This window comes from Nonomuraea sp. NPDC003214, assembly GCF_053590035.1.
In genome coordinates this window covers 480,766-506,888 of the sequence record NZ_JBSFSX010000005.1, presented here as the reverse complement: position 1 = coordinate 506,888, position 26,123 = coordinate 480,766, and the positions used below count along the sequence as shown (strand labels likewise).

General features: G+C 72.9%; 28 protein-coding genes. 12 read left to right on the top strand and 16 right to left on the bottom strand.

From position 1 onward, the window contains the following. The first annotated feature begins 1 nt into the window (after window position 1). The 8 genes from ACWDXC_RS18095 (at window position 2) to ACWDXC_RS18060 (ending at window position 7,305) form a co-directional block, all read left to right on the top strand. On the top strand, window positions 2-949 hold the full coding sequence (locus ACWDXC_RS18095) for a carbohydrate ABC transporter permease (protein WP_449982999.1): 948 nt from the start codon (window positions 2-4) through the stop codon (window positions 947-949). A 10-nt stretch (window positions 950-959) separates the two neighbouring features. Further along, window positions 960-1,781, top strand: coding sequence for a carbohydrate ABC transporter permease (locus ACWDXC_RS18090; RefSeq protein ID WP_357592334.1), 822 nt, complete (start codon window positions 960-962; stop codon window positions 1,779-1,781). After that, window positions 1,781-3,466, top strand: a complete 1,686-nt coding sequence (locus tag ACWDXC_RS18085) for an amylo-alpha-1,6-glucosidase (RefSeq protein WP_449982996.1) — start codon at window positions 1,781-1,783, stop codon at window positions 3,464-3,466. The genes ACWDXC_RS18090 and ACWDXC_RS18085 overlap by 1 nt, the downstream gene beginning before the upstream one ends. Window positions 3,467-3,523: 57 nt before the next feature. Then, window positions 3,524-4,648: a site-2 protease family protein gene (locus tag ACWDXC_RS18080; protein WP_449982994.1), complete on the top strand. Its 1,125-nt coding sequence runs from the start codon at window positions 3,524-3,526 to the stop codon at window positions 4,646-4,648. A 102-nt stretch (window positions 4,649-4,750) separates the two neighbouring features. Next, entirely contained in the window at window positions 4,751-5,047 is a 297-nt protein-coding gene (locus ACWDXC_RS18075; RefSeq protein WP_364181270.1) for a DUF3817 domain-containing protein, read from the top strand. Between the two features lie 42 nt (window positions 5,048-5,089). Next, window positions 5,090-5,743 carry a response regulator transcription factor gene (locus ACWDXC_RS18070; RefSeq protein WP_449982991.1) on the top strand — a complete coding sequence of 218 codons (654 nt, stop codon included), beginning with the start codon at window positions 5,090-5,092 and terminating at the stop codon, window positions 5,741-5,743. Then, complete coding sequence (locus tag ACWDXC_RS18065; protein ID WP_449982988.1) at window positions 5,740-6,903, top strand: sensor histidine kinase; 1,164 nt, start codon at window positions 5,740-5,742, stop codon at window positions 6,901-6,903. Before ACWDXC_RS18070 ends, ACWDXC_RS18065 begins: the two co-directional genes overlap by 4 nt. A 198-nt stretch (window positions 6,904-7,101) precedes the next feature. Continuing rightward, window positions 7,102-7,305 carry a cold-shock protein gene (locus ACWDXC_RS18060; RefSeq protein WP_049565464.1) on the top strand — a complete coding sequence of 68 codons (204 nt, stop codon included), beginning with the start codon at window positions 7,102-7,104 and terminating at the stop codon, window positions 7,303-7,305. A 56-nt stretch (window positions 7,306-7,361) separates the two neighbouring features. Here ACWDXC_RS18060 and ACWDXC_RS18055 read toward each other — a convergent pair whose 3' ends face one another. Both ACWDXC_RS18055 and ACWDXC_RS18050 read right to left on the bottom strand, forming a co-directional pair. Next, window positions 7,362-8,033 (bottom strand): GNAT family N-acetyltransferase, encoded by a 672-nt coding sequence (locus ACWDXC_RS18055; RefSeq protein WP_449982985.1) that lies wholly within the window; start codon window positions 8,031-8,033, stop codon window positions 7,362-7,364. Next, window positions 8,023-8,652 carry a TetR/AcrR family transcriptional regulator gene (locus tag ACWDXC_RS18050; RefSeq protein WP_449982982.1) on the bottom strand — a complete coding sequence of 210 codons (630 nt, stop codon included), beginning with the start codon at window positions 8,650-8,652 and terminating at the stop codon, window positions 8,023-8,025. Before ACWDXC_RS18050 ends, ACWDXC_RS18055 begins: the two co-directional genes overlap by 11 nt. Window positions 8,653-8,739: 87 nt before the next feature. Between ACWDXC_RS18050 and ACWDXC_RS18045 the strand changes: the two genes are divergently transcribed. Next, a complete protein-coding gene (locus ACWDXC_RS18045) occupies window positions 8,740-9,480 on the top strand; it encodes a CPBP family glutamic-type intramembrane protease (protein WP_449982979.1) in 741 nt (246 codons plus the stop codon). A 21-nt stretch (window positions 9,481-9,501) separates the two neighbouring features. On the opposite strand, the gene ACWDXC_RS18040 is transcribed toward ACWDXC_RS18045, so the two are convergent. Further along, window positions 9,502-10,464, bottom strand: coding sequence for a helix-turn-helix transcriptional regulator (locus tag ACWDXC_RS18040; RefSeq protein WP_449982976.1), 963 nt, complete (start codon window positions 10,462-10,464; stop codon window positions 9,502-9,504). A 61-nt stretch (window positions 10,465-10,525) separates the two neighbouring features. Between ACWDXC_RS18040 and ACWDXC_RS18035 the strand changes: the two genes are divergently transcribed. Continuing rightward, the gene (locus tag ACWDXC_RS18035; RefSeq protein ID WP_449982973.1) at window positions 10,526-12,760 is read left to right on the top strand and encodes an ATP-binding cassette domain-containing protein; all 2,235 of its coding nucleotides are present in this window, start codon (window positions 10,526-10,528) and stop codon (window positions 12,758-12,760) included. 87 nt (window positions 12,761-12,847) lie between these two features. On the opposite strand, the gene ACWDXC_RS18030 is transcribed toward ACWDXC_RS18035, so the two are convergent. Together ACWDXC_RS18030 and ACWDXC_RS18025 are read right to left on the bottom strand one after the other, a co-directional pair. Further along, window positions 12,848-15,166 (bottom strand): alpha/beta fold hydrolase, encoded by a 2,319-nt coding sequence (locus tag ACWDXC_RS18030; RefSeq protein ID WP_449982970.1) that lies wholly within the window; start codon window positions 15,164-15,166, stop codon window positions 12,848-12,850. Beyond that, on the bottom strand, window positions 15,163-16,053 hold the full coding sequence (locus ACWDXC_RS18025) for an ATP-binding cassette domain-containing protein (protein ID WP_449982968.1): 891 nt from the start codon (window positions 16,051-16,053) through the stop codon (window positions 15,163-15,165). The genes ACWDXC_RS18030 and ACWDXC_RS18025 overlap by 4 nt, the downstream gene beginning before the upstream one ends. Window positions 16,054-16,101: 48 nt before the next feature. On the opposite strand from ACWDXC_RS18025, the gene ACWDXC_RS18020 reads away from it, so the two are divergent. Next, window positions 16,102-17,703, top strand: coding sequence for a recombinase family protein (locus ACWDXC_RS18020; RefSeq protein WP_449982965.1), 1,602 nt, complete (start codon window positions 16,102-16,104; stop codon window positions 17,701-17,703). Window positions 17,704-17,747: 44 nt separating this feature from the next. On the opposite strand, the gene ACWDXC_RS18015 is transcribed toward ACWDXC_RS18020, so the two are convergent. The 8 genes from ACWDXC_RS18015 to ACWDXC_RS17980 all read right to left on the bottom strand — a co-directional run bounded on the left by ACWDXC_RS18015 (window position 17,748) and on the right by ACWDXC_RS17980 (window position 23,292). Further along, window positions 17,748-17,918 (bottom strand): hypothetical protein, encoded by a 171-nt coding sequence (locus ACWDXC_RS18015; RefSeq protein ID WP_449982963.1) that lies wholly within the window; start codon window positions 17,916-17,918, stop codon window positions 17,748-17,750. Window positions 17,919-18,212: 294 nt separating this feature from the next. Then, a complete protein-coding gene (locus tag ACWDXC_RS18010) occupies window positions 18,213-19,712 on the bottom strand; it encodes a replication initiator (RefSeq protein WP_449982960.1) in 1,500 nt (499 codons plus the stop codon). A 128-nt stretch (window positions 19,713-19,840) separates the two neighbouring features. After that, window positions 19,841-20,104, bottom strand: coding sequence for a hypothetical protein (locus ACWDXC_RS18005; RefSeq protein WP_219514379.1), 264 nt, complete (start codon window positions 20,102-20,104; stop codon window positions 19,841-19,843). 239 nt (window positions 20,105-20,343) lie between these two features. After that, on the bottom strand, window positions 20,344-20,931 hold the full coding sequence (locus ACWDXC_RS18000) for a hypothetical protein (RefSeq protein WP_449982957.1): 588 nt from the start codon (window positions 20,929-20,931) through the stop codon (window positions 20,344-20,346). 126 nt (window positions 20,932-21,057) lie between these two features. Beyond that, the gene (locus ACWDXC_RS17995) at window positions 21,058-21,765 is read right to left on the bottom strand and encodes an FtsK/SpoIIIE domain-containing protein (protein WP_449982954.1); all 708 of its coding nucleotides are present in this window, start codon (window positions 21,763-21,765) and stop codon (window positions 21,058-21,060) included. After that, window positions 21,762-22,469, bottom strand: coding sequence for a hypothetical protein (locus tag ACWDXC_RS17990; RefSeq protein ID WP_449982951.1), 708 nt, complete (start codon window positions 22,467-22,469; stop codon window positions 21,762-21,764). Before ACWDXC_RS17990 ends, ACWDXC_RS17995 begins: the two co-directional genes overlap by 4 nt. Window positions 22,470-22,519: 50 nt before the next feature. Beyond that, window positions 22,520-22,876, bottom strand: a complete 357-nt coding sequence (locus tag ACWDXC_RS17985) for a hypothetical protein (protein ID WP_449982948.1) — start codon at window positions 22,874-22,876, stop codon at window positions 22,520-22,522. Further along, window positions 22,876-23,292, bottom strand: coding sequence for a hypothetical protein (locus ACWDXC_RS17980; protein WP_449982946.1), 417 nt, complete (start codon window positions 23,290-23,292; stop codon window positions 22,876-22,878). Before ACWDXC_RS17980 ends, ACWDXC_RS17985 begins: the two co-directional genes overlap by 1 nt. Window positions 23,293-23,491: 199 nt before the next feature. Here ACWDXC_RS17980 and ACWDXC_RS17975 point away from each other — a divergent pair, with 199 nt between their 5' ends. Then, window positions 23,492-23,938, top strand: a complete 447-nt coding sequence (locus ACWDXC_RS17975; RefSeq protein WP_219514399.1) for a hypothetical protein — start codon at window positions 23,492-23,494, stop codon at window positions 23,936-23,938. A gap of 715 nt (window positions 23,939-24,653) precedes the next feature. On the opposite strand, the gene ACWDXC_RS17970 is transcribed toward ACWDXC_RS17975, so the two are convergent. The 3 genes from ACWDXC_RS17970 to ACWDXC_RS17960 all read right to left on the bottom strand — a co-directional run bounded on the left by ACWDXC_RS17970 (window position 24,654) and on the right by ACWDXC_RS17960 (window position 25,942). After that, a complete protein-coding gene (locus ACWDXC_RS17970) occupies window positions 24,654-24,911 on the bottom strand; it encodes a hypothetical protein (RefSeq protein ID WP_449982943.1) in 258 nt (85 codons plus the stop codon). Then, on the bottom strand, window positions 24,904-25,206 hold the full coding sequence (locus tag ACWDXC_RS17965; RefSeq protein ID WP_449982940.1) for a hypothetical protein: 303 nt from the start codon (window positions 25,204-25,206) through the stop codon (window positions 24,904-24,906). Before ACWDXC_RS17965 ends, ACWDXC_RS17970 begins: the two co-directional genes overlap by 8 nt. Before the next feature lie 346 nt (window positions 25,207-25,552). Then, entirely contained in the window at window positions 25,553-25,942 is a 390-nt protein-coding gene (locus tag ACWDXC_RS17960) for an ATP-binding protein (RefSeq protein ID WP_449982937.1), read from the bottom strand. Window positions 25,943-26,123: the final 181 nt, after the last annotated feature.

The window sequence follows — 26,123 nt, the reverse complement described above, 5'->3', positions numbered from 1 at the left end:
CGTGGCGCTCGACACCGGGGCCCGGACCGGGCCCCGCACCGGGAGCGCCCGCCCAGGGACTCGCGCCGGCCGGGTGCGCCACCGTGACGGCTGGTGGGCCGCGTTCTTCCTGGCGCCGCAGGTCAGCGCGCTGGTCGTGTTCCTGGTCGGGCCGCTGTGCTTCGCCGTGGTGCTGGCGTTCATGCACTGGGACGGACTCGGCCAGAAGGAGTGGGCGGGGCTGGCCAACTTCGCCGCCGTGCTCACCGACCCGCAGTTCGGCCGCGCGGTGTGGAACACCGTCAAGCTCGCGCTGCTCACCGTGCCCGCCGGGCTCGCCCTGGCGCTGCTGATCGCCGTCGCGCTCAACAACGTCCGGGGCAGCGGCTTCTACCGGGTGCTGTACTTCCTGCCGGTGGTCACCAGCTCGGTCGCCGTCGCGCTGATGTGGCAGATCATCCTCGCGGGCGACGAGTTCGGCGTGCTCAACACGAGCCTGGAGCAGTGGTTCGGCATCACCGCCCCCGACTGGCTGGGCGATCCGGACTGGGTGATCGTCGCCATCGCGGCGGTGACGATCTGGTCGTCGCTCGGCCTCAACGTGGTGATCTTCCTGGCCGGGCTGCAGACCATCCCGCCGCAGATCGTCGAGGCCGCCCGCATGGACGGCGCCGGCCCCGTGCGGATCTTCCGCTCCGTCACGCTGCCGCTGCTCTCGCCGACGATCTTCTTCTCCACCGTGGTCGCCGTGATCAGCTCGTTCCAAGCGTTCGACCAGATCTACGTGCTGGTCAACCCCCAGGACAACGACGGCGCGCGGACCATCGTCTACCAGGTGTACGAGCTGGGCTTCCGCGACTTCCAGTTCGGGCTGAGCAGTGCCGCCGCGCTGATCCTGCTGGTGCTGACGCTGCTCGTGACCCTCGTCCAGTTCGCGGCGCAGAAGCGCCTCGTCCACTACGACTCGTGAGGGGGCCCGCATGCGACCCCGGCAGATAGCCCTGCACGCCGCGCTCGCCGTCGGCGGCCTGGCGATGCTGTTCCCGTTCGTCTGGATGCTGCTGACGTCGTTCAAGGGCGTCCGCCAGATGCTGAACGACCCGCTGGCCTGGCTGCCCGACCCGTGGCGCTGGGCCAACTATCCCGACGCGCTCGGCGCCATGCCGTTCGGCCTCGCGTACTGGAACAGCTTCTACATCGCCGCGATCAACGTCACGCTGACGCTGCTCACCTCCGCCATGGCCGCCTACGCCTTCGCCCGGATCCGCTTCCGCGGGTCCGAGGTGCTGTTCGTGGTGTTCCTGGCCACCCAGATGGTGCCCTCGCAGGTGACGGTCGTGCCGCTCTACCTGATGCTGGCCGAGCTGGGGTGGATCGACTCCCACCTGTCGCTCATCGTGCCCACCGTCGCGAACCCGTTCGCGGTCTTCCTCCTGCGCCAGTTCATCCGGGCCGTCCCGGTGGAACTGGAGGAGGCCGCCAGGATCGACGGCGCCGGGCGCTGGCGGTGCTTCTGGAACGTGGTGCTGCCGAACATCCGGCCGGGCCTGGGCGCGCTCGGCATCATCGCCTTCCTGGCGTCCTGGAACTCGTTCTTCTTCCCCCTGATCTTCCTGAACTCCCCCGAGCTGGCCACGGTGCCGCTGCTGCTGAGCCAGTTCTCCGGCCAGCGCATGGCCGTGGACTACGGGCTGATCCTGGCCGCCTCCGCGATCGCGGTGGTGCCCACGCTGATCGCCTTCCTGTTCGGGCAGCGCAGGATCATCAACTCGATGGCCGCGTCCGGGCTGGGAGGCCGCTGATGCTGGATCTGCGCGAGCGCCCGTTCACCGACCGGGGCTCCCGGCTGCTCGTGATGGCGGCCGACAACGGGTCCTTGTGGATCGCCAGGGCGCTGTACGAGACGCGGCTCGCCGACGCGACCGTCCTGACGGGGCTGCGGGTCCTGTCGGGCGATCGGGAGCTTCCGGTACGGCGCGCGCTGCCGGACCGGGTGGAGTTCGCGGGCGGGGTGACGATGGCGTTCGCCGGGCCGGACACGCTCGTCCTCACCGGCCGCGACGCCCGCGCCGTGTGGGACGGCGGCGAGGCCCCCATCGACGGAGTCCTCCCCCTCACCACCCCGGACGCCCCCACCCCAGGCGGTTCCTCCCCGGACGGCCCCACCCCGGACGGCTCCACCCCGAGCGGCTCCACCCCGAGCGGCTCCACCCCGGACGGTTCCACCCCGGACGGTTCCACCCCGGAGGGGACCTCCCCGGAAGGGGCCTTCCCCGAGGGGCCGGGGTTGGATGGCGGGGCGGTGGTGGCGGCGGCCGGGGCGCGGTGGCGGGCGTGGTTCGACCGGATGCCCGCCGTGCCGCCCGGCCTGCGGGAACGGGCCGAGCAGGCGTGGTGGACGCTGGCGGTGAACCTGGTGCCGATCCGGGGCCGGGAATCCCTCATCCCCTCCAAGTACGGATATGTCGGCTTATGGAACTGGGATGCGTACTTCCACGCCATCGCCCTCCGCCACGCCGACCCCGCCCTGGCCAGGGAGCAGATCCGCATCCTGCTCGACAACCAGCGCCCCGACGGCCTGATCCCCGACGTGGTGCACGACCACGGCGTGCTGGCCGAGACCACCGACTTGCCCCGCTCCGACCTGGCCAGGCTCGCCCAGCACGTCGGCGGCCCGCCGGACCCCACGGTCGTCCCGGTCACCAAGCCGCCGCTCACCGCCTGGGCCGTGTGGAAGATCCACGAGGCCGACCCCGACCCCGCCTTCCTGGCGGAGGTGTTCGAGTCGCTCGCCCGCTCCCAGGAGTGGTGGTTCACCCGTTCGGACCCCGACAGCGACGGCCTGGCCGAGTACCTGCACCCGTACTCCTCCGGCCTCGACGACAGCCCGATCTGGGACCACGGCCCGCGCGCCGAGCCGCCGGACCTGAACTCCTACCTGGCGCTCCAGTACGACCGGCTCGGCGACATCGCCGCCGTGCTCGGCCGTGACCCGGGCCCGTGGCGGGAGAGGGCGCAGGCGCTGGTGGACCGCATGGTCGAGCGCCGGTGGAACGGCCGCCGCTTCGTCACCCGGGTGGGCGGGGGCGAGGCGGACGTGCGGACGCCGCTGGAGTTCATGCCGCTGCTCACCGGCAGGCTCCCCCGGCAGGTCGCGGACCGGCTGGTGGCGGACCTGACGTCGCCGTCGTTCTGGGGCGAGCGGCCGGTGCCGACCGTGGCGTTCGACGACCCGCGGTTCGACCCGGACGCGATGTGGCGCGGCCCGGTGTGGCTGAACGTCAACTACCTGCTGATCGAGGGGCTGCGCCGCTCCGGCTACCCGGACACGGCCGCCGAGCTGCGGGAGCGGACGCTGGCGATGGTCCGCGACGGCGGCGGGCTGTACGAGTACTGGAACCCGCGCACCGGCCGCCGCGCGGGCCGGGCGACCAGCGGCTTCGGCTGGTCGGCCGCCCTGTTCCTGGATCTCGCGCACACCGGCTGACCTGAGGTTTCCGCCCGTCCACCGGGGTACCGGACGGGTGAGGACCTGGGAGGCCGGATGCGCTCGTCGATCTCGCTGGGCCGCATCGGCGGCGTCGCCGTCGGGCTGAACGTCAGCGTGCTGTTCATCGTCGCGATCCTGGTCGTGGGCCTGGCCTTCGGGAGCTTCCCCGCGCTGTTCCCGGGCCGGGCCACGGCGCTCTACCTGCTGGCGGCGGTGGCGGCGGCGGTGCTGTTCCTGGCGTCGCTGCTGGCGCACGAGCTCGCGCACGCGCTGGTGGCCCAGCGTCACGGCATCGAGGTGCCGAGGATCACGCTGTGGCTGCTCGGCGGCGTGGCCGAGCTGCGCGGCGAGCCCCGTACCCCAGGCGCCGACCTGAAGATCGCCGTGGTGGGGCCGCTGACCAGCCTGGCCTGCGGGATCGTCTGCGGCGCGGTGGCGATGCTGCTGTCCGGCGCGCCCCTGGCGGCGGGCGTCTTCCTCTACCTGGCCGGGCTGAACGTCCTCCTGGCCGTGTTCAACCTGATCCCGGCCGCGCCGCTGGACGGCGGCCGGGTGCTGCGCGCCGCGCTGTGGGCGCGCTCGGGCGACCGGACGCGCGCCGCGGTCACCGCCGCCCGCGCGGGCCGGGTGTTCGGGTACGCGCTCGTCGCGCTCGGGCTCTTCCAGGTCGTCACCGGCCTCGGCTTCCAGGGGCTGTGGCTGGCGCTGATCGGCCTGTTCCTGGTCAACGCCGCCGGTGCGGAGGAGCGGCAGACCCAGGTGTCCTCGGCGCTGGGCGGCGTCCGCGTCGGCGACGTGATGACCGGGCCGCCCGTGGCCGCCCGTCCTGACGAGACCGTCGCGGGGCTGATCGAGCGCCTGGTCATGACGAGCCGCCTGTCCACGTACCCACTCACCGACGAACGCGGCGCCTTCCTCGGCCTGGTGACGCTCAACCGCATCCGGGACGTGCCGCCCGCCGCGCGGGAGACGACCCGGCTGAGCGACATCGCCTGTCCCGCCGGGGACGTGCCGAGCGCCCGCGCGGACGAGCCGCTGACCGGCCTGCTGTCGCGGATGGACGGCTGCGCCGACGGGCGGGCCGTGGTGCTGGACCCGTCGGGCCGGCTGATCGGCCTGCTCACGCCGACCGACATCAGCCGCGCCATCCAGACCGCCGGCCTTCGTCCCGGGCCCTGACGGCGCTCCCGGGCGGTGACGCCCCCGCGGCGGAGTGACCGTGCCCGCCGTCCTCTACAGGCTGTAGAGTGAGCGCGAAAATCGGATGAAAGTGGTGGGGGCGTGCTGCGCTGGTTCCGGATCGTGGCGGTGGCCGAGGCGTGCTCGTGGGCCGGGCTGCTCGTCGGGATGTTCTTCAAGTACGTGACCGAGACCGGCGAGCTCGGCGTGAAGGTGTTCGGGCCGATCCACGGCGCGCTGTTCGTGCTGTACGGGCTCGGCGTGATCCTGTCGGCGCGGGAGGCGGGCTGGAGCCGGGGCACGATCGTGCTCGGCCTGGCGTGCGCGGTGCCCCCGTTCACCTCGATCTGGTTCGAGCGGCGGATGGCGGCGCGCACGGAGGCCCGCCAGCTCGCCTGAGCGTTAACCGCGCTCTTACCCCCGATCTGCGGGAATGCCACCATGCGAATTCTGGTGGCCGAGGACGAGCGGGTCCTGGCGGATCTCGTGGCCGAGGGGCTGCGCGGGCGGGCGATGACGGTCGACGTCGCCTACGACGGCGCGGACGCGCTGGAGCGGCTCTCGGCCGGCGCCTACGACGTGCTGGTCCTGGACCGCGACCTGCCCCGGCGGCACGGTGACGACATCTGCCAGGAGCTGGCCCAGCGCGGCGACCCGGTGCGCATCCTCATGCTGACCGCCTCGGGCACGGTGCACGACCGCGTCGCCGGACTGAACCTGGGCGCCGACGACTACCTGCCCAAGCCGTTCGCCTTCGACGAGCTGGCGGCCCGGGTCGGCGCGCTCGCCCGGCGGTCCGGGCCGCCGCTGCCGCCGGTGCTGGAGCACGCCGGCATCACCCTGGACACCGGCGCCCGTGAGGCGTTCCGCGACGGCCGCCCGCTGGCGCTGTCGCGCAAGGAGTACGGGGTGCTGGAGGTGCTGCTGCGGGCGCGCGGCACCGCCGTCAGCGCCGAGGAGCTGCTGGAACGCGCCTGGGACGAGCAGACGGACCCGTTCACCACGGTCGTGAAGGTGACGGTGAGCAAGCTGCGCGCCAAGCTGGGCCTGCCGCCGGTCATCGTCACCGTGCCGGGCGCCGGGTACCGCTTGTGAGACCGCGGCGGATCCGGCCGCTGGGCCGCCTCTCGGTGCGGGCCCGGATGACGCTGCTCTACGGCGGGATCTTCACGGCCATCACGCTGGGGGCGCTGGTGGTGGCGCAGCGGCTCCAGGGGGACGCCGTCGGCAGGAACCTCCAGGACGTGGCGGTCCGGCGGAAGGCCGAAGGGCCGTGCGAGCCGGGCGCCCCCTGCCTGCTCCCGCCCGGGGTGGAGACGTTCGTCCGGGCGGACGAGCTCGAACAGGAGCTGGTGGACTCCCAGCGGGTCATCACGCTCGTCACGTTCGTGGCGATCGCGCTGCTGGCGTTCGCGGTGTGCTGGTGGCTCACCGGGCGGCTGCTGCGCCCGCTGCACCGCATCACCGCCACCGCCCGCAGGCTGTCGCTGTCGACGCTGCACGAGCGCATCGCGCTGACCGGGCCGCAGGACGAGCTCAAGGAGCTGGCCGACACCTTCGACGCCATGCTCGACCGGCTGGAGCGCGCGGTGGCCGGGCAGCGCCGGTTCGTCGCCAACGCCTCGCACGAGCTGCGCACGCCGCTCGCCATCCAGCGCACCGCCGTCGAGGTCGGCCTGGCCGACCCCTCGCCGGAACGGCTGGCCTGGATCCGGGCCGAGCTGCTGCGCAACACCGAGCGGTCCGAGCGGCTCATCGACGGCCTGCTCGTGCTGGCCCAGGGCGAGCGCGGCCTCGACGCGCCCGCGCCGGTCGACCTGGCGGCCGTGGTCGAGCAGGTGGTCGCGGAGCAGTCGCCGGCGGCGCGGGACAAGGACGTCACGGTCGCCGTCTCCGTCACCGGCCGCCCGGTCGTCGTGGCGGGCGACGAGGTGATGCTCACCCGGCTGGTGGCCAACCTGGTGGAGAACGCCGTCCGGCACAACCATCGGGGCGGGCGCGTCCTGGTCGAGCTGTCCCCGGCCGCCGGGCTGGCCGTCGGCAACACCGGCCCGCACGTCCCGCCGGGCCGGGTCGGCGAGCTGTTCGAGCCGTTCCGCAGGCTGGACCCGGACCGGACCGGCTCGGCGGGCGGCGCGGGGCTCGGGCTGTCGATCGTCGCCGCCATCACCGCCGCCCACGGCGGCCACGTGCGGGCCGTCTCCAAGCCGGACGGCGGCCTCCTCGTCACCGTGACCCTCCCCCTGTCCAGCTGATCGGATGCGGCCCGGGAATGACCGGCGAGCCGCCGCCGTTGTACAGAACAGCCGGGTCAGTTCCGTGTATGTGGTTTGCCCCGCACGCCTTCGGGCGGGCGGCTGTTTCCTGAGAGATGGTGCGGTCGCAGCGAAGACAACCCCGGCCGGCGATCCGCGATCCCGCGGGTCACCCATCTCTGACGAGGAGACATCGCAATGGCACAGGGCACTGTGAAGTGGTTCAACGCTGACAAGGGCTTCGGCTTCATCGCCGTCGACGGCGGCGGCGCGGACGTGTTCGTCCACTTCTCCGAGATCCAGTCGGGCGGCTTCCGCAGCCTGGAGGAGAACCAGCGCGTCGAGTTCGACATCAGCCAGGGCGCCAAGGGCCCCCAGGCCGTCGGCGTGACCGTTCTCTGATCCGCAGAACGTGAAGACAGCCCCTCGTCCTCCGGGACGGGGGGCTGTCGCCGTCTCTACCGGGCGGCGCTGACGCCGAAGGCCGTCCAGCCCAGGTCGGGGAACCCGGCCGCGGCGGCGACCGCCGCGGAGGCCAGGTTGCCCGGCGCGTGCATGTACGTGGGCACGGCCCCCTCGTCGAGCACCCGGCGCGCCGCCTGGGCGACGAGCCGCCGGGCGAGCCCGCGCCCCTGCGCCCGGGGCTCGGTCACCACGGCCAGCTCGCGCCCGTGGTCGTCGTGCCGTTTGACGCCCACCCCGGCCAGGTGCGCGCCCGTGCGCGGGTCGCGCGCCACCAGCACCTCGCCGCCGAAGGGCCGCAGCCACTCGGGCACCTCCGGATCGGTGGCGGGCACCCACACCCCGGCGTCGGGCAGCGGCGCGGGCCGGGCCGTCCAGCGGTAGACGGCGGTGAACCAGGCGCGGGCGGGCGGCCCGAGCAGCGCGGGGACCCGCGGGCCGAAGCCGCCGGGGTCGTCGGCGTGCAGCTTCGCGACCTCCTCGGCGTGCTCGGGCAGCACCGAGAGCACGGCCCCGCCGGGACCGCCGACCCCGAGCACGGGATGGATCGCGCCGTCCCACGCGGGCAGCGCGCGGCCGGGATGGGCGACGACGTCCAGCGGCCCGCCGGGCGGCCAGGCTCCGAGCCACCGGGTCAGATGCTCGTGCAGCCTTCGCTCAGGAGTCATGCCCGGATCCTATACCCTCTGGGGGTACCGAGAGCGCACGCTCCCACAGCATCACCACCGCCCTGACGTGGCCGGGGCCGTCCGGCGGGTCGAGCAGCGCGCCGTGCAGCTGGGCCTCGATGCCCTGGACGGCCAGCAGCGCGTTCAGCTCGGGATCGGGGCCGCCGGCTCCCAGGCGGCGCAGCTCGGCCGCCAGCGCGCGGGCGATCCGGCGCTCGGCGTCCCGGAAGCGGGCGACCAGGCCGGGCGTGCGGGGGACGTGGTCGTACAGCAGCCGGTGCAGGTCCGGCCGGTCGGTGTGCAGGGCGGCCACGCCCTCCACCAGGTCGGTGAGCAGGGCGGACAGGGACGGTCGCCGCCCCTCCGCGCCGGCGAAGACCTGCGCGACCCGGTCGGCGCTCTCGGCGAGGTAGTGCTCGGCCAGCGCCACCAGCAGCGCGTCCTTGTTCGGGAAGTACTGGTACAGCGACCCGATGGACACCCCGGCGCGTTCGGCGATCTTGTTCGTGGTGGCGCCGGCGTAGCCGTGCCTCTGGAAAAGCTGAGCCGCCGCCTCCAGGATCGCCGCGACCGTCTCCCTGGAGCGCTGCTGGCGCGGCTGTTTACGGGGTGTGAGCACGACCCTCCTATGCGAGTACCGAAAACTGAGAATAGCTCGCATTATTGAAGGCGTCTCGCTCTCCCCCTCGTGAACGGAGCCCCCTCTGTGCTGCCCGAACTCCTCGCCTACGGCGCCCGGGTGCTGCCCGGCCTGCTCCTGATCGGCGGCTGTTACGCGCTGGCGCGCGGCGAGCGCGACCCGCTCGCGCGCGTCATGGCGCTCGTGCTCGCCTTCGTCCTGATCAGGGACGCGATGACGCCGCTCGGGTTCTGGCGGATCGGCGCGGCGGGGGCGGTCCCGTGGCTGCGCTTCACCGACCAGGCGGGCGTCCTGGTGGTGTTCGGGCTGGGCACGGTGGCGGCGACGGTCGCGGTGCTGCGGCTGGACGCCGGGCTGCGGTCGCTGGTGCGCTGGGGGCGCTTCGGCCCCGGCACGGTCGCGTGGGGCGCGGGCGGTGGCGTGCTGGCCGCCGCGCCGGTGCTGCTGCTGTCGCTGACCACGCCCCTGGACGGGCGCGGCGGCGTGGTCGCGGTCGCGCTGCTGCCGGTGCTGCTGCTGTTCAGCGTGGCTGGCAACCTCGCCGAGGAGGTGCTGTTCCGCGGCTTCCTCCAGGGACGGCTCGAACAGCGATTGGACGCCACCCGAGCCGCCCTGCTGTCGGCGCTGCTGTTCGCCGCCTGCCACGCCTTCCTCGCCTCGACGGTCACCGACGCCGGCTGGCCGCTGCTGGCCTTCACCCTGTACGAGGGGCTGATCTGCGCGTTCCTGCGCGTGCGCCACGGGGTCACCGCCGCCGCGCTCGCCCACGGGATCGCGATCTTCCTGCTGGCCGCCGGGCTGGTGTGATCGGCCGCCCCATGTGATCGGCTAGTCCGGCTCGGTCGCGGCCAGGAGCCGGGCGGCGAAGGCGCGGCAGCCCGCGGTGAACTCCGGGCCCGCGGTGATCCGGAAGTCGGCGTCCAGGAAGGCGAGGTTGAGGATCAGCCACTGCCAGGAGTCCAGCGCGAGGCTGACGCCGGTCCGCCCGTCGTCCAGCGCGCGGACCTCGGCGTCCTGGAACTTCAGCGCGTCGAGCACCGCGGCGGCCGGGGCGTCCACCAGGACACTGACGTCCTGCTTGTCCCGGTTGATCCCCTGCCGCAGGTAGTCGGTGGCCGACTCGGCGGGCAGCGGGCGCGGCTCGTAGCGGTCGCCGGTGCCGGTCGCGCCGGTGACCCGGTCGAGGCGGAACACCCGCCAGTCGCCGCGCCCGAGGTCCCAGCCGAGCACGTACCAGCGCAGCAGGTGATGGATCTGCCGGTACGGCTCCACCCGCCGCTCGCTCCGGCCGCCGCGCGCGTCCGTGTAGGCGAACGACAGGACCTCGCGGCGCGCGATCGCGTCGGCGACCAGCGCGAGCTGCTGGGCGGGCACGCTCGGCGCGCGTTGCGGGCTCGTCTCCAGGCTGGCCCGCACCGCCGCGACGCGCGGGCGCAGCCGGGCGGGCAGGAACTGGTCCAGCTTGCCGTACGCGCGGGTCGCGGCGTCGTCGATCCCGCCCTCGGCCGCCGCCCCGACGGCGGCGAGCGAGGCGAGCGCCAGCAGCGTGGCCACCGCCTCGTCGTCGTCGAGGACGAGCGGCGGCATCGTGCGCCCGGCCGCGAGCCGGTAGTAGCCGCCGGGCCCCGGCTGGGTCTCGACGGGGTAGCCGTAGCCGCGCAGCCGGTCGACGTCGCGGCGCAGCGTGCGCGGGCTGACGCCGAGCCGCCGGGCCAGCTCCTCCCCGCCGAACGGCCGCCCGGTCTGCAGCATCGACAGCAGGGCCAGCATGCGCTCGGTGACGTCCGCCATGCCTCGATCCTGCCATCGGACGCGGTCAGAATCCGGCCACATCTGCTCGTAGCGTGACGGCATGACAGCGCGCACCATCACCCTTCGCGGAGCCCGGACGAACAACCTGGCAGGCCTGGACGTCGACATCCCGCGCAACCGGCTGGTCGTGTTCGCGGGCGTGTCCGGCTCGGGCAAGTCGTCGCTGGTGTTCGACACGATCGCCGCCGAGGCGGGTTACCAGCTCAACGAGACGTTCCCGCCGTTCGCCCGCAACCGGCTGCCGAAGTGGACGCGCCCCGACGTCGAGCACATCGGCGGCCTGACCCCCGTGGTCGTCATCGACCAGCGGCGCATCGGCGGCAACGCCCGCTCGACGGTCGGCACGATCACGGACGCGTGGACGTACCTGCGGCTGCTGTTCTCCCGCCTCAGCAGCCCGTACGTGGGCGAGTCGAACCGGTTCTCCTTCAACGAGCCCGCCGGCATGTGCCCCACCTGCTCCGGGCTCGGCGAGGTCGTGGTCAGCGCGGTCGACCGCTTCCTCGACCTGGACAAGTCGCTCGCCGAGGGCGCGATCCTGCTGCCCGGCTTCGGCAACGGCGGCTACTGGTACTCCCGGTACGCCGACATCGGCGCCTTCGACGCCCACACCCCGCTCCGCGACTGGACCCCGGCCGAACGCGAGGCGCTGCTGTACGGCGGCGAGGCCGCGGCCTCGCTAGGCAGCAGGCCGCCCCGGGACTACGAGGGCGTCGTCGAGCGCTTCGAACGCATCTATCTGCACACCTCCGACAACCTGTCGGAGCGCAAGCAGGAGGCCATCCGGCGCTTCACCCGCGCCGGGACCTGCCCCGAGTGCGGCGGCGACCGGCTCGCCAAGGCCGCCAGGACGGCCACCGTGCTCGGCCGCACGATCGGCGAGCTGTCCCGCATGGAGATCACCGAGCTCGCCGCCCTGGTCCGCACCATCGACTCCCCCGGCGTCACGCCCGTCGTCGCCGCCCTGGTGGAACGGCTGGAGGCGATGGTCACGATCGGGCTCGGCTACCTCACGCTCGGCCGGGCGACCACGACGCTGTCCGGCGGCGAGTCGCAGCGGATCAAGATGGTCAAGCACCTGGGCTCCAGCCTCGCCGAGATGACGTACGTGGTCGACGAGCCGACCGTGGGCCTGCACCCGACCGACGTGGAGTCCATGATCGAGCTGCTGGAGCGGCTGCGCGACAGCGGCAACACCGTGCTCGTCGTCGAGCACGACCCCGCCGTCATGGCGCACGCCGACCAGGTCGTCGAGATCGGGCCCGGCGCCGGCGCGGGCGGCGGGCGGCTCGTCTTCCAGGGGCCGTTCGACCGGCTGCGGGAGGCGGACACGCCCACCGGCCGCGCCCTGGCCCGGCGGCTGCCCGTCAACACCGCCCCGAGGCAGGCGACGGGCCACCTCACGGTGGCGGGCGCCTCCCGCAACAACCTGCGCGACCTCACCGTACGGATCCCCACGGGCGTGCTGACCGTGTTCACCGGGGTCGCCGGGTCCGGCAAGTCCAGCCTGGCCCACGAGCTGGTCGCCCAGCACGACGCCACGGTGATCGACCAGCGGCCGGTCAGCGCGAACCGCCGCTCGACCCCGATCACCTACACCGGGATCGCCCCGGCGATCCGCAGGCTCTTCGCCCGGCGCAACGGCGTCCCGGCCGCGCTGTTCAGCGCCAACTCCGAGGGCGCCTGCCCGGCGTGCAAGGGGCTCGGCGTGATCTACACCGACCTGGCGTTCATGGACGGCCAGGAGGTCCGGTGCGAGACCTGCGCGGGCCGCCGGTTCACCCCGGAGGTCCTGGCCCACACCGTGGACGGGCTGTCGATCGCCGACGTCGACGACCTCACCATCGCCGAGGCCGTCGACCGGCTGCCCGACCGGGGCATCGCGGACGCGCTGCGCCAGCTCTCCGCCGTCGGCCTCGGCTACCTGCGCCTGGGGCAGTCGCTGAGCACGCTGTCGGGCGGGGAGTGCCAGCGCGTCAAGATCGCCAAGGAGCTGCGGGAGTCGGCGCGGCCCACCGTGTACGTGCTCGACGAGCCGACGACCGGCCTGCACCCGAGCGACGTCGGCACGCTCCTGCGCGTCCTCGGCGACCTCGTCGCGCAGGGGCACACCGTGGTCGTCATCGAGCACAACCTGGACGTCGTCCGGCAGGCCGACTGGCTCGTGGACCTCGGGCCGGGGCCGGGCCGGCACGGCGGGAGCGTGCTGTACGAGGGCCCCGTCGCCGGCTGCACCGACCGCTCGACCCCCACCGGCCGCGCCCTCGCCGGGTGACCTCACGGGGTGAGGGCCGGGTGACTGCGGGCGGGTGAGGGCCGGGTGACCGCGGGCGGGTGAGGGCCGGATGATCGCGGGCGGCCCTCACCCGGCGCCCGGGCAGGTGGCGCCCGGCGGCGGGAGGCGCAGGCTGATCAGGTAGCGGTTGACGTGCGCGGTGACGCAGCCGCCCGGACCGGACAGGTACAGCGTGTGCCCGTGGCCCTCGTACCGGAGGCTGGACGAGCCCGGCACCCGGCGGACGGCGCGGGCCACCTCGTCGTGGTCCGTCCAGCTCCCCACCCCGAGCAGCGGCGGCAGCCTCCGCGCGGGCAGCGGCGCCGGCGGGTTGGTGACCGGCGCGGGCCAGCCCGCGCAGGCCAGCGGCCACCACGAGCGCTGCCCGGCGAAGTGCGGCGACACCCGCTCCGCCTCGCGCAGCGCCTCACGGAAGGCGGCGTAGCTCCCGTACCCCTTGCCGTCCAGGCAGTGCGTCATGTTCTGGCCGGCGGCCGAGGGCACCTTGGCGCTGCCCGTGGCCTGCCTGACGTAGTCGGCGAACCCGGAGGCGTCGCCGCCCTCCGCCTTCTCGATCGCGGCGGCGAGCTGGACCCAGCGGGGCACCTCGGGCTCGCGGCCGGGCGAGACGAAACTGGGTCCGGCGGCGACCTTCAGGTCGAACCCGCTGTAGGCGGCCCCCGACGGATCGCCGCGCACCGGCACCGGCTTGCGGTCGGCGGCGGTGACCAGCCGTCGCCACACCCCGGCCACGTCCCTGCCGTGCAGCGCGCAGGCGGTGTCCGACCGGCACCAGGCGGCGAAGCGCACCAGTTGCCGCTCCAGCCGCGCGTACAGGGCGGGCTCGGTGGCGGCGACCGGCTCCTGGTGGTCGGCGGCGCCGTCCAGGACCATCGCGCGCACCCGGGCGGGGAACAGCCGGGCGTACGCCTCGGCGGGGTGGCCGCCGTAGGAGTTGGCCAGGAAGCTCAGCCGCGGCTCGCTGAGCGCCACGCGGACGGCCTCGATGTCGCGGGCGACGGAGGCGGAGTCCATGTGGTCGAACAGCTCCGGGTCGGCGGCGCGGCACCGCTCGGCGTGCTCCCGGTTCGCCCGCGCCAGCTCGGCCCACTCGGCGCGGGCGCCGGGCAGCGTGATCCACGGGCCGGTGGACAGGCACGCGTGCGGCAGCGGGCCGCCGGGGTCGGCGGTGTTGCGGGGCGCGAGGCTGACGACGTCGAACCGGTCGCGCAGCTTGGCGAACCGCGCGTGGTGCTGCTTCAGGTCGTCGATCCCCGATCCGCCGGGGCCGCCTGGGACGGAGAACAGGACGCCGATCCGGCGCCCCGCCCCGGAGGCGGGCAGCATCGCGACCGGCACGGTGATCGTGCGCCCGGCGGGTTTCCGCCAGTCGAGCGGCACCTCGACGGAGGCGCACCGCAGGTCCCCGGGCGCGTCCTTGTCCGCGCACGGCCGCCAGGCCAGGGCGGACGCCGCGCCGCCCGCGTCACCGGACGCGGGCGCCACCGCCGGCCCTTCCGGCATCCCTGGTGACAGCCCGGCCGCCGGCAGCACCGTGGGCAGGACCGCCGTCAGCGCCGTCAGCAGCACCGCGGCCGCGCCGGCGAGCAGCGGCCTGAGCCTGCGGCCCTTCAGCGCCGTGACCGTCGCGCCCGCCGCCAGCGCGACGGCGACGTGGCCCGCGAGCAGCGCCGCCGCCGCGACGGGCGGCAGCAGCCCGCCCACCCCGGCGATCTGTGCGGGCAGGTTCTCCAGCAGGTACGAGCCCACCTGGGCCCGCAGCGGCGACGGCAGCGCCTGCGCGGCCACGGGCAGCACCAGGAAGACCAGCACGAGCGCGACCAGGGTGCCCGGCGTCGACCGGATCGCCGCGCCCGCCCCCAGCCCGATGAGGGCCGCCGCCGTCATGGACAGCCCGGAGACGGCCACCGACGCGAGCACGCCCGGCTCGGCGAGCGAGGTCCCCAGCGTCCCGCCGTCGAGCAGCAGCTGGTCCGCCCGGCTGCCGAGGACCGCCTGCGCGGCCCCGTGCATGGCGAACGCCAGAACCTGACCGGCGACGAGGGTGACGGCGGCCAGGCCCGGCACCTTGGCGAACAGGAACACCTGCCGCCTCGGCACCGCCGTCAGGCTGGTGCGGATCAGCCCGGTGGCGTGCTCGGCGGTGATCGTGAGCGCGCCCAGCGTGCCGAACACGACGTAGGCGATCGGCAGGCCGGTGCCCAGCCCGGCGCCGATGCCGGTGAAGCCCAGCCGCTCCTCGAACGTCTGCCGGTCGAACCCGCGCCCGATCAGGTACGCCACCCCGGCGCAGGCGAGCACGGCGAGCAGCGAGACGGCCAGCAGGTACGCGTTGGAGCGCAGCGAGCGGAGCTTGTGCCATTCGGCGGCGATCGCGTCCGTCATCGGCCCTGCTCCGTCCCGGTACGGGCGCCGTACTCGACGCTGTCCTCGGTGAGCTCCATGAACGCCTCCTCCAGCGATGCGCCGCGCGGTGTCAGCTCGCGCAGCGCGACGCCCGCGCCCAGCGCCAGCTCCCCGATCACCTCGGCGTCCAGCCCCCGCACGGACAGCCCGCGCCCGGACGAACCATGCACGGACGGGTCGCGTACGGACGGGTCGCGTGCGGGTGGGCCGGGGGGCTCCTCTTCGGGGGTCACGGTGGCGCCGTGCGCGCGCAGGACCCCGGCCAGCCGTTCCGGGTCCGCGGCCCGGACGAGCACGTCGCGGCGGAAGCGGCCGGCGAGCTCGCCGATCGCCGTGTCCGCGATCAGCTTGCCGCGCCCGATGACGACGACGTGGTCGGCGGTGAGCGCCAGCTCGTTCATCAGGTGGCTGGACAGCAGGACGGTCCGCCCCTCGGCGGCCAGCGCCCGCAGCAGGTCGCGGATCCAGCGGATGCCCTCCGGGTCGAGCCCGTTCAGCGGCTCGTCGAACATCAGCGCCGCCGGGTCGCCCAGCAGCGCCGCCGCGATCCCCAGCCGCTGCTTCATGCCCAGGGAGAAGCCGCCGATCCGCCGCCCGGCCACGTCCGTCAGCCCCACCTGGCCGAGCACCTCGTCCACCCGCCCGGCGCCGATGCCGTTGCTGCGGGCCAGGCAGCGCAGGTGGTCGCGGGCGGTCCGGCCGCCGTGCACGGCCCCGGCGTCGAGCAGCGCGCCCATCGTGCGCATCGGGCGGCGCAGCGACGCGTACGGCCGCCCGTCCACCAGCGCCTCGCCGCCGGCGGGCACCTCCAGCCCGAGCACGGTCCGCATGGTGGTGGACTTCCCGACTAACGGTTTGGGGCTCATAATCAAGGTAGAACCACCGAAATCGGGCACAGCGGAGGGACGGGGAACATGGGCAAGCGTCAGACCGCAGCAGAGCAGAGCGCCGCCAGCATGGGCGCACACGGCACCACCCCCCAGCAGGCCCGATGGGTCGTGGACTACACCCGTAAGAGCCTGGACAAGGCCAAGACCGGCGACGGCGTCAACAGCCAGCACGAGGAGAACCAAGAGCTTGCCGACGAGTTCGACTTGGGCGAGATCAGAGCCACCTACAGCGACAACGACGTATCGGCCTACCAGGACGTAGAGCGCCCGGAGTATCTGCGCATGCTCGCCGACATGCAGGCGGGGAAGATCGGGGCCGTCATCATCTGGCACGCCAAGCGACTGCACCGCAAGGTGGAGGAAGTCACCCAGTTCATCAAGATTGCTCGCGCGCACAAGGTCAGGTTGTTCAGCGTGGCGCGCGGGGGCGAGTACAACCTCAACAAGCCCCAGGGCCGCCGGGACCTGATCAACGACACCAACGAAGGCGAGTATGAATCGGGTGAGCGGGGCGAGCGTGTGGCGCTGGCTCGTAAGCGCCAGGCCCGCAACGGCGACTTCGGCGGCGGCGTGCGTCCCTTCGGTTGGGGTGTGGACACGGGCCGTGTCCGGTCGGTGTGCGTCAACCCCAAGGCCCCGACGATGGAGCGCGTCTATGAGGACCGCCCCGTCTTGGACAAGTCCCGGCACAACGAGGCCGAAGCCGCAGAGATCAGGCGATGGGCCAAGGACCTTCTTGCCGGGGTGCCGATGGATCAGGTCATCCGTGATCTGACCAGGCGGGGAGTCAAGACCGTCAGCCAGGCGGACGGGCGGACCGTCAAGCGCAACGGCAAGGTGGTGGAAACGCAGGGGTGGAGCGCCCGCTCCATCAAGCAGATCTTGACGCATCCGCGCACGTCGGGCCATTCCGTCTACAACGGCAAAATCATTCGCCGGGACGCCTATGACGCGATCCTCCCGGAGGACACCCGCCAGGCGTTGATCACCCTGTTTGCCGACCCGGCCCGCAAGACGAGCCCAGGCAACACACCCAAGTGGCTCGTGTCGCTGACCGCGTTGTGCGGCCAGTGCGACGACGGCACGGTGTGCACCGTGCGCAACAACAGCCAGGGAGAGCCCGTCTACCGGTGCCGCGCCAAGGGCCATTGCATGGCCAAGGCCGCAGACGTGGACGCCCGCGTTGAGCGTGTGGTGATCAAGCGCCTGTCGCGCGGCGACGTTCACGATCTTCTGCCCGCCAACGTGGAAGCCGACATTCCCGCGCTGCGCCAGGAGATCGTCACCCTGAACCAGGCCAAGAAGAACGCGGCCCGCAAACTGACGCTGGGGATGTGGGACGAGGAGACCGCCGACGAGGCCATCGCCACCGCTATCGGCCGGATCGCGGAGATTCGCGAGATCTTGAGGCAGGCCACATCCGACAGCCCGTTGGCCGAGTTCGCCGCATCCGACGACGCACAGCGCACATGGGATGGCCTGTCGCTGGGCCGCAAGCGCGAGATCATCAAGCTACTGGTCACCGTGACTCTCCTGCCGTTGCGCCGCCGCCGTAACGTGCCGATCAGCGAGTGTGTGAAGACCACCCCGAACAAGCCGCCCCAGCCGCGCACACGGGCCGCCTAGTCCCCGCCGAGCACTCCCGCAGGGGGGCCGCCACCGAGGCCCCCTCAGGGCAGCAGCAGCAGCAGCGCAAGCCGCTCACGCTGGCTTTCGGTCAGCGGAGGCCAGGCCCGCACCATCGCCGTGATCTCCTCATCATCACTGGCAGGCCCGAGGGCATCCGCCGCCCGCTCCACAGGGTCCGCGTGCTGATCATCTCGTCTGTCTGTCGCGTCCATTCCTGTCCGCCTCACCCGACAGGGCAGCCCAGCCCCCGCCCCGGCCCCGCCCCGCTATCAGGGCATGCCGAGGGGAGCGGCCACGGCCGCCCGCATGATCGTTATGGGTGCTGCCTCTCGGCGGCCCGTGCGCCCACCCACCCACCCACGGCGCAGCTTCGCCGCCGTAGATCGGGCACAGGCGGGCAGCAGGGGAAGAAGGGCCAACCCCAACAGCCGAAGAACTACACGGAGCTTCGCGCGTTTTGCCTGGTCGCAGCCCCGCCGACTTTGCCGGCGGTCAGGGCGCGATCTTTACGTGGTCAGCCCCAGTCGTTGCGCTTGCCGGGCTTGGCGATGCTCACGGCCGAGCACTTCGGCCCACACCCGGTCCCCCAGGGTCCGGTAGCCGATACCGGCGATCCGCCAGTCCCCGACCACCATTCGCGCCCCCTCCGGTCCCGCGCCGTCCGGCTCCGCGCTGTCCGGTCCGGTGCCGTGTGCCCACGGGTCGTCCTCACGGTGCCTCTGGGCCAGCCGCCAGGCCCGCCGTGCCTGCCGCAGCGCCGCGAACGTCGTGGAGTAGCGGCGGCTCTTGGAGGTGACATGCCCGCGAAAGCCGAGCGTGTGAACGTGCCGCCCCAGCCGCAGCGTCCGGCAGGTGGCAAGCCGCGCCAACCGGCGCACCGTCTGTGTCAGCGCCGCCACATGAGCCGGGAGTGTGCGAGTCTGCGCCAGGTCGGCCCCGCCGTCAGCGGGCCGGGACGCGGGCAGCCCGCTCACACTGTCGGACACGGTCTTGGTGGCGTACTTGGCCAGGTACCCGGCCACCCGCGCGGCATCGACCTGACGGGGCGCGACCGGCCGCACATCCAGTTGCGTGCCCCACCGGGCCACCGCCAGCGTGCGGGCGTCGACCACAGGCAGCGCCACACTCACCCGCCCGGCCGCGTGCATCAGCGCCGCCGTCAGCAGGTCGGTACCGGCCCACGCCGGGGCGGGCACCACCCGGTCAGGGTCGTCAGGGCAGACCCCGTCCAGCCGCGCCAGCACATGCAGGTGCACGACCCCGCGCTTCTGGAATTCGGCGACCTTCGCGTATGACAGCCGCAGCAGTTGCCGCACCCCGCGCACCGTGACCGGCTGCCCGCCGACCGCAGGAGCCAGCGCCGCCAGCGCCCGATACACATAGATCACTGTGCGCCGCCACAGTTCCCCGACGTGTGCGTTCCACAGCACTTGCCCGGCCAGGTCCGCGCAGTCCACGCACAGCGGAGCGCCGACCATGCCATCACCGGCCGCGTGACGGGCCGGGCACGACAGCGGCCTGCCGTGCTCACAGGTGCGCTCACGCCTGCCACGGGCCGCCCGGCACACCTTCCCGTCGCGGGCCGCATGCACCGCGCCGAAGCTCGGAGCCGTGAACGTGGCCAGCACCATCGGGCTTCCCCCCGATGCCTGCCCGCCGTCGCCGTCGTCGTCCTCCCGGTCCGCCCGGGTGACCCCGCCCGCGAACACATGCCACGCATCGGCCCGGTAGCGGGCCGCGCAGGGAGGGCACACGCTTTCGCGGCGGTCCTTGCACGCCACCAGCAGCACCCCGCCCGGCTCATCCCGGCTCGTGTAGGTGGCCTCTACCTGACCGGTGCCGGTGTTGACCGTCACCGCCGATCCCGCCAGTTGCACCGGCCGCACGCAGTGCCCGGCCCGCTCCACCTGACCGGCCCAACGCCGGTACTGCTCATCATCGGCAACCCGGGCGATCATCTGCCCGAGCACCGTCTGTGTCTGCATCATCTGCGTCGTCTGCGTCACTGTCCGTACCATTCGACACGCTCCCGTACCCCAGTACGCCAAAGGGCGGGTCCCCACGGCCCGCCCTGACATGTTGCGCGGATCTGCGATCCAGTCCGGGACCTCACCGACGCCCCGGCCCCGGACGGCTACCCCGCTACGGCCTCGCCCGCCGTCAGTGCACGCCACCGCAGCCGCACCACGGCCTTGAGCCGCGCCACGTCCTCCGGTCCTTCCAGGAACGACGCCCCGAGACCGCCCTCACGCCACGCGGCGTGTGCGAACGTCTTGAGGGTGTGGTCCAACTCCGCCTGACCCGCCTGGAACAGCCACGCTACGAAGCGCTGCGCCGCGTACTCGTCGCTGATCTCCACGGGGGCCGCCCCCTGGTCTGTGATCGTCCAGACCTTCACTGTGCTTCCCTTCGGTTGTCTTCCCGACGCCGGACGGCCCCTGCCCCCCGGAGGGACACCGCCCGGCCTTACTCGTGCTTTCCCGCGTACCGCAGGAGTCGTGTCAAGCCGATCGTAGATACCAATCGCTTGCTTGGTAAGACCCGTCTTGCGGTTTATTTCCGCAGGTAATTGCCCTTTCCGGAAAGCCGCCCGGTCGGTGATGACCTTCCGGGCAGCTCACCGGCCGACTCACCGCCTCAGCGCACCCGGGCGCACGTCACCGGCACGAACCCCTCCGTGACGGTCTGCCCGGCCCAATTGCGGGTCGCGGGAATGGTGACCTTGTACCAGTTGTAGCCGCTACGCCCGCACTTGTCCGCGTAGCCGTTCGAGCCGTTGCCCCGCAGCGTCCCGCACGAGGTCAGGGTGCTGCCGGTGTCGCGGACCCGCAGCACATCGGCGTTGGTGAAGGCGAACTCCCGGACCCCGACGCGCACCCCCGTGATCACGACCTTCCGGCACGCCGCCCCCTTGCCGGTGCCGACGTTCTTACCCGCCGCCAGAGTCACCCCCTGCGCATCGGTCGGCGCGTCCTGCTGCGCGTCCTGCTGCACGTCCGGCTGCACGTCCGGCTGCACGTCGCCCAACACGTCGGGCTGCGTCTCGGGCTGCGTCTCGGGCAGCGTGCCGGGCAGCGTGCCGGGCTGCGTGCCGGGCTGTGCGTTGGTCTGCGCACTGGTCTGCGCAGCGGTGTTCCCGGTCGCGTTCGCCGAGCAGGCGGCGGTGGACAGGGCCGCCACAGCGGCCATGATCGCGGACGCGAACAGGGTGGTCGTCCTGGACATGATGGATCTCCTTCGTGGTGGGTTGAACCCTTGGGTTGATCTCGTGAGTTGATCTGTTGCGCGCACCCGGGTAGGTGCGTATTTCCGCAGGTAGGAGGGGGTGCCGAAAAGTGCCGGCGGGCCTCACTACCAGGAGACGGCGCGCAGGTTGGCCGCGTACGCCGCCAGGTCCGACAGACGCTCATCGGACAGGTAGAACCCCTTCACCCGGACCGGGCCGGACGCCCCGGCCAGCAGGTAGCCGACCCCGGCCGAGCCCAGAGGGATGGTCGAGGCGTCCACACCCCGCGCCGCCCATCCGGAGCCGAGCACGGTGTCTGACGCCTCCCGCGTCGAGCAGCGCAGCGCCCACCGGGTGTCGAACAGATCCCGGATGTAGGTCGGGATCACGTCGCTGCCCGGCTTCTGCGTGGCCGCGATCACCCGCACCGCCGCCGCGCGCCCCCGCGCTCCCAGGTCATGCAGGCCATCCAGGAACGCGGCCCGCTTCTTCTTGTCCGGGTGCAGCGTGAACGCCGCCAGCTCATCGATCACGACCAGCAGCGGGCCGTGCCCCATCCCGGGCGTGATCTTCCGCAGCCCCGACGCCGACATCAGCGCGTAGCGCTCATCCATCTGCGCACGCGCCCAGGACAGGCCCGCCGTGGCGTCGTCGATCTCGCGGCGGATACCGCCGTGGGCGACCTTCTCCCACACGGCCAGCTCCACGCCCTCTTTGCCGTCGATCATCACGGCGTCGGTGTCCGGGTCGAGCATCAGCCCGGCCACGACGCTGTGAAGCGCGACCGACTTGCCCGCTTCCGGAGCGCCGCCGATCAGCAGATGCACGCTCATCGCCGCCGCCCCCCGTCCGGGTCGTCCGGTCCGGCCAGCTCAGCCGAGCCGCCAGCCGAGCCGCCCAGCAGCGCGACCATGACCGTGTCCCCGTTCTCCGCGACGGCCACCGGGATCGGCTCCCACGCGCTCGCTACCCAGCCGTGTTCGGCAGCCGCCGCCCAGGGCCAGGTCAGCACCCCGAAGGCGTCCAGCGGATCACGCCGGATCACCTCCACCGTCGCGTACTGAGCGTTGTCCTCATCGGCCGCCACGCGCACGGCCGAGGCGCGCAGCGAGGAGGTGAGCCACGGCACCCGATCCTCCACGTCCACCGCAGCCGAGCCTTTCGGCAGCCGCACCCGCAGGCGCTCACCGGCCGCCGTCCGGGTCACGCCCATCACGCGCGGAACCCGGTCGTTGTGCGTGGCCAGCCCCGCATAGCGGGCCGCACTGTCCCAGCGCCGGATCACCCGCGCCCGCCACAGCAGCGCCCCCACCGCGCCCCGGACCCCGGGCATCACCAGCAGTGACGCCAGGCTGAGCGCGACCATCAGCGCCAGCGGCCAGCCGCCGACCGTCCAGCCGCAGCCGAGCGCGGCCAGCAGGAGCAGCGACAGCGCGATCTCACGCCGCGCCAGCCAGACCGGGCGCAGCACGTACACCGTCCAGCGCGATCCCGGGGTGGACACCGCGCGGATCGGCTGAGCCGGGGTCTGCACCATCGGCGGCAGCCCGGACGGACGCCCCGGGACCTACGGACCCATCAGCCCCGTCATGACCGCGCCCCCTCAGGACCGGGCGGCCGGTGCGCCAGCGGCACCACCGCCACCACCCCGGCAGGGTCGCCCAGCTCCACCGGGACCAGGCGCGAGCGGTCGGCCGTCCGTGCCCGCTGCTCCCAGCCCGGCTCCGAGCGCGCGTTCTCCGCGCAGGCGTCCACCTCCCGCGCGAAGGCGTCGGCCGCCTGTGCCAGGGTCGCCGCGAACCAGCGGGCCGCCACCGGGGACAGGTGATCCACCCGCACGACCACCAGCCGCCCCGTGGAAGCGGCGAAGCTCAGCAGCGGCCAGCCGTCCGGCACCCGCCACACGTGCGCCCGCGATCCGGCCGGACCGATGAGGAGATCCATCACGCCTCACCCTCACCCGCGCCCGCGCGCCCCGAGTGCCGCGCGCCCGTAGCGGCCGGAGCCGACGCGGACGGGGCGGGGGTCGAGGCGTGCGGGTTACGCCCGGCCGGAGCGGTGGCCGCGTGCAGCGGCACGACCGCCGTGGCGCTCCACCACCGCACCTCCCCGTCCTTGGCCGTGCCGTAGGTGAGCCCTTCCACCCGCACCGGCATGCCGGGCGTCAGGTGGTGCTGTTCGCCCGGGATGTTGAACTTGATCAGGGACGAGTCGTTGCCGTCCATCGCCAGCAGCTTCACGACCATGACCGGCTGACCGTCTTCGGTCACCTTGACCTTCTTGGTGGAGAAGTCCTTGGCCGCCATCGGCGGCCCGGTCACGACGAACGCGAGCTGGCTTGTGTCGATCGGAAAACGCATCCTGCCTCCCATCGCCGGGGAGCGCCCCGTGCGGGCAACTCCCACGATGGCAAGCAGTACTCGAAAGTGTGTTCGAATAGTTCAAAGCCATACCGGTACGGCATAAGTCCCAGATTCACCGGCCGTGTGTGCTAACGCGGATGCGGGGCAACTAGGCTTCACCACCAGAGGACCGGCAGACGCAGAAGGAGCGCGAGGCATGTTCCTGCCCATCCCCCTGTCGCCGCCCCTCCGTGACAACCCCGCCATGCTGCGTCAACGGGTCCACACCTTCGCCACGATCGAAGGACTGTGCGCGTGCCGCGTTGCCGATCTCGTGCTCGCCGCCCACGAGGCGGCGCTTTTGCTCATCGACACCGGGTGCCCGGACGCCACACTCAGCCTGTGGGCCGACCAGGCGGGCGTAAGCCTCCACCTCTACGACCCGACGAGCGCGATCACCGACGACCGCATCGCCGAAAGCCGCACCCCGCACACCGGCATGACCGACAGCACCGTATCCCTGACCGTCGTCCTGTTCCTGTGCGACATCGTCACTCTGGACCGCAGCGACGGGGCAGCCCGCCTCCATCTGCGTCTGCGCCCCGCCGACCACCCCGCGCTCGCCGACCGCCCGCCCATGCTCCCGGTGTGCGCCCACCGGTGAACTCCCGTCCCAGCGACACCACACCCATCCGCGAACCTCACGTAACGCGACCGACTCGTCACTGATATACACGGTGGGTGGGCATCACTCCGAGGAGGGGGGGAGCTGTCCACCGTGACTGCCCGGCCGCCGCTCATCGCGCCGAAGGTCTGGTCGGGCAGTCACACCCCCCGCCGACAGGCTCCCGCCTCAGATTCCGGGACAGCACACGAGCAGCGCCCCGCGCTGTGTGATGAGTTTCCCTACTAGATCAAGCACGCCCGGCACGCCGGGCGCCCCTCCCGCGGGAACGATCTTGTTCAGGGGCGGCAGCATCCCGGGAGACAAGCCCGCACCAGGAACCCGCCCAGGAGACCGGGGGCAGCGTGACGCGCCGGCGGGCGGACATCGGGACTGCGCGCGGCGCTAGCGCGCCGTGCTCGCCCTCGCCACCCGACGGCACGCCCCACGCCCCCGGCCCCCGAACCGCCCCAGACCCGCCGACCCCCGGCACGCCCGAAGCCCCCGGCCAGAACCCACCGGCAAGGCGTCACGGGGGACACGCCCATCCCAGCAGGCCGCACCAGGCGGGAGACCGCCAGACCGAGGACGGTAGGTCGGTCCGGGTCGATCCCGCCCCTCTGGCCGGGGGCAGCCAGCACCCGGCCCAGCGGCGGCAGGCACGCTAGGCCGGGGCGACTCACACGGCGTCACTCCACGCCGTAGCTCACTTTCTCTACGCGCCGCGACTCACGCCGGGGCCGTCCCCGGGCAGCGCCGCCTTTCCCTCCGTAATCGTCTGACTGGCCAGTTGCACCGCCAGGGCCTCCAGGTCCGACGCCAACAGCACGTTGACCAGCCCACGGCTCACACCTTCCGCGTCCAGATCTTGCCGCCGCCACGCCGCCGCCCCCCACACCAGCGATGTGGTGATCCACCACTTGGGGTATGCCGCCCGCAGCTCCACCAGCCGCCGCTCACGCCCGTCATCCACGACCGTCCTCCTTGCCCGCCTGTGCCTGATCGCCCGCCTGTACCGGATCGGCAAGCCGGAACTTCACCCGCCGAAGCGGCCCCCGCGCATAGTCCCCCGCGAACGCCTTACGCTGCGTCGTCACGACCTTCACCGCCACCCCCGCCGCGACCAGCAACCGCAACTGCCGCCGGAAGTGCTCCCGCGTGTTGACGTGCTCGAAGCACGCCGCCACCTCATCCACCGTCGCCCCGTCCGGGAAGCTCGCCAGACACGCCACGATCTCCTCTCGCCTGCTCTTGCCCGTCCCGCTCACTGCGCCCGCCCCTCCCGCCGACCCCCGCCACTCTGCGGATACATCGACCGGTAGCGCTCCCGGCACAGGTCCGAGACCCGCCGCGCCGCCGTCTCCACCGACGAAGCCGGGCAGGAGGTGTACCGCCACCACCCCGGCTCCGTGGGAGCATCCAGCGACCACCGGAAACGCCACCCCTGCACGCTCCACTCACACCACACGTTCAAGCCCACCGCCGCGATCCCCACCAGCGCGATCCCCTCGCACTCCGAGACCCGCGACCCGACCCCACGCCGCGCCAGATGACCGGCCAGCTCCCACGCCAGCCGCCCCGCAGGGCTCATCTCCTCCACAACCGCACGCCCCATCACGACCGCCCCCCAGCCGTGAGGTTCGCCCACACCACGCGCTCGCCCACCTGCGTGACATCCGTCCCCCAGCGGCCGTCTGTCAGGTCATCCACCACCCAGAGACCCCGCCCGCACGTTTCATCGGGGCCGGGGATGCGCGGCGACGGCACAGCGCCCGATACTCCCGGGTCCACGACGGCCAGCCGCCAGTACCGCCGCCCGTCCTCCACGATCGGGACGAGACTCATCCGCACCCACGGAGCACACCCATGCACCAGGGCGTTGGTCACCAGCTCGGAAGCGATCAGTTCAAGGTCTTCCAGCGCCGGATGCTCACCCATCCACGCTCGAAGCTCACGACGGGCCAGCGCGGGAAGCAGAGAGCAGTCGTCCAGCTCCCTGATCACCCACACCTTGATCCCTGCGTACGGACGCTCGGACGCAACGGCTCGCATGGTCACCTACCTTGCGGGGGTCGGGTGGGTTCGACATGTCCTGACGAATGCCGACTGTGCATTTGTCATCCGCAGTGGGTCTCAGCGGATATGGCCTCACACGGACGCCAGGCACCAGGCACAGCGCCCCGAG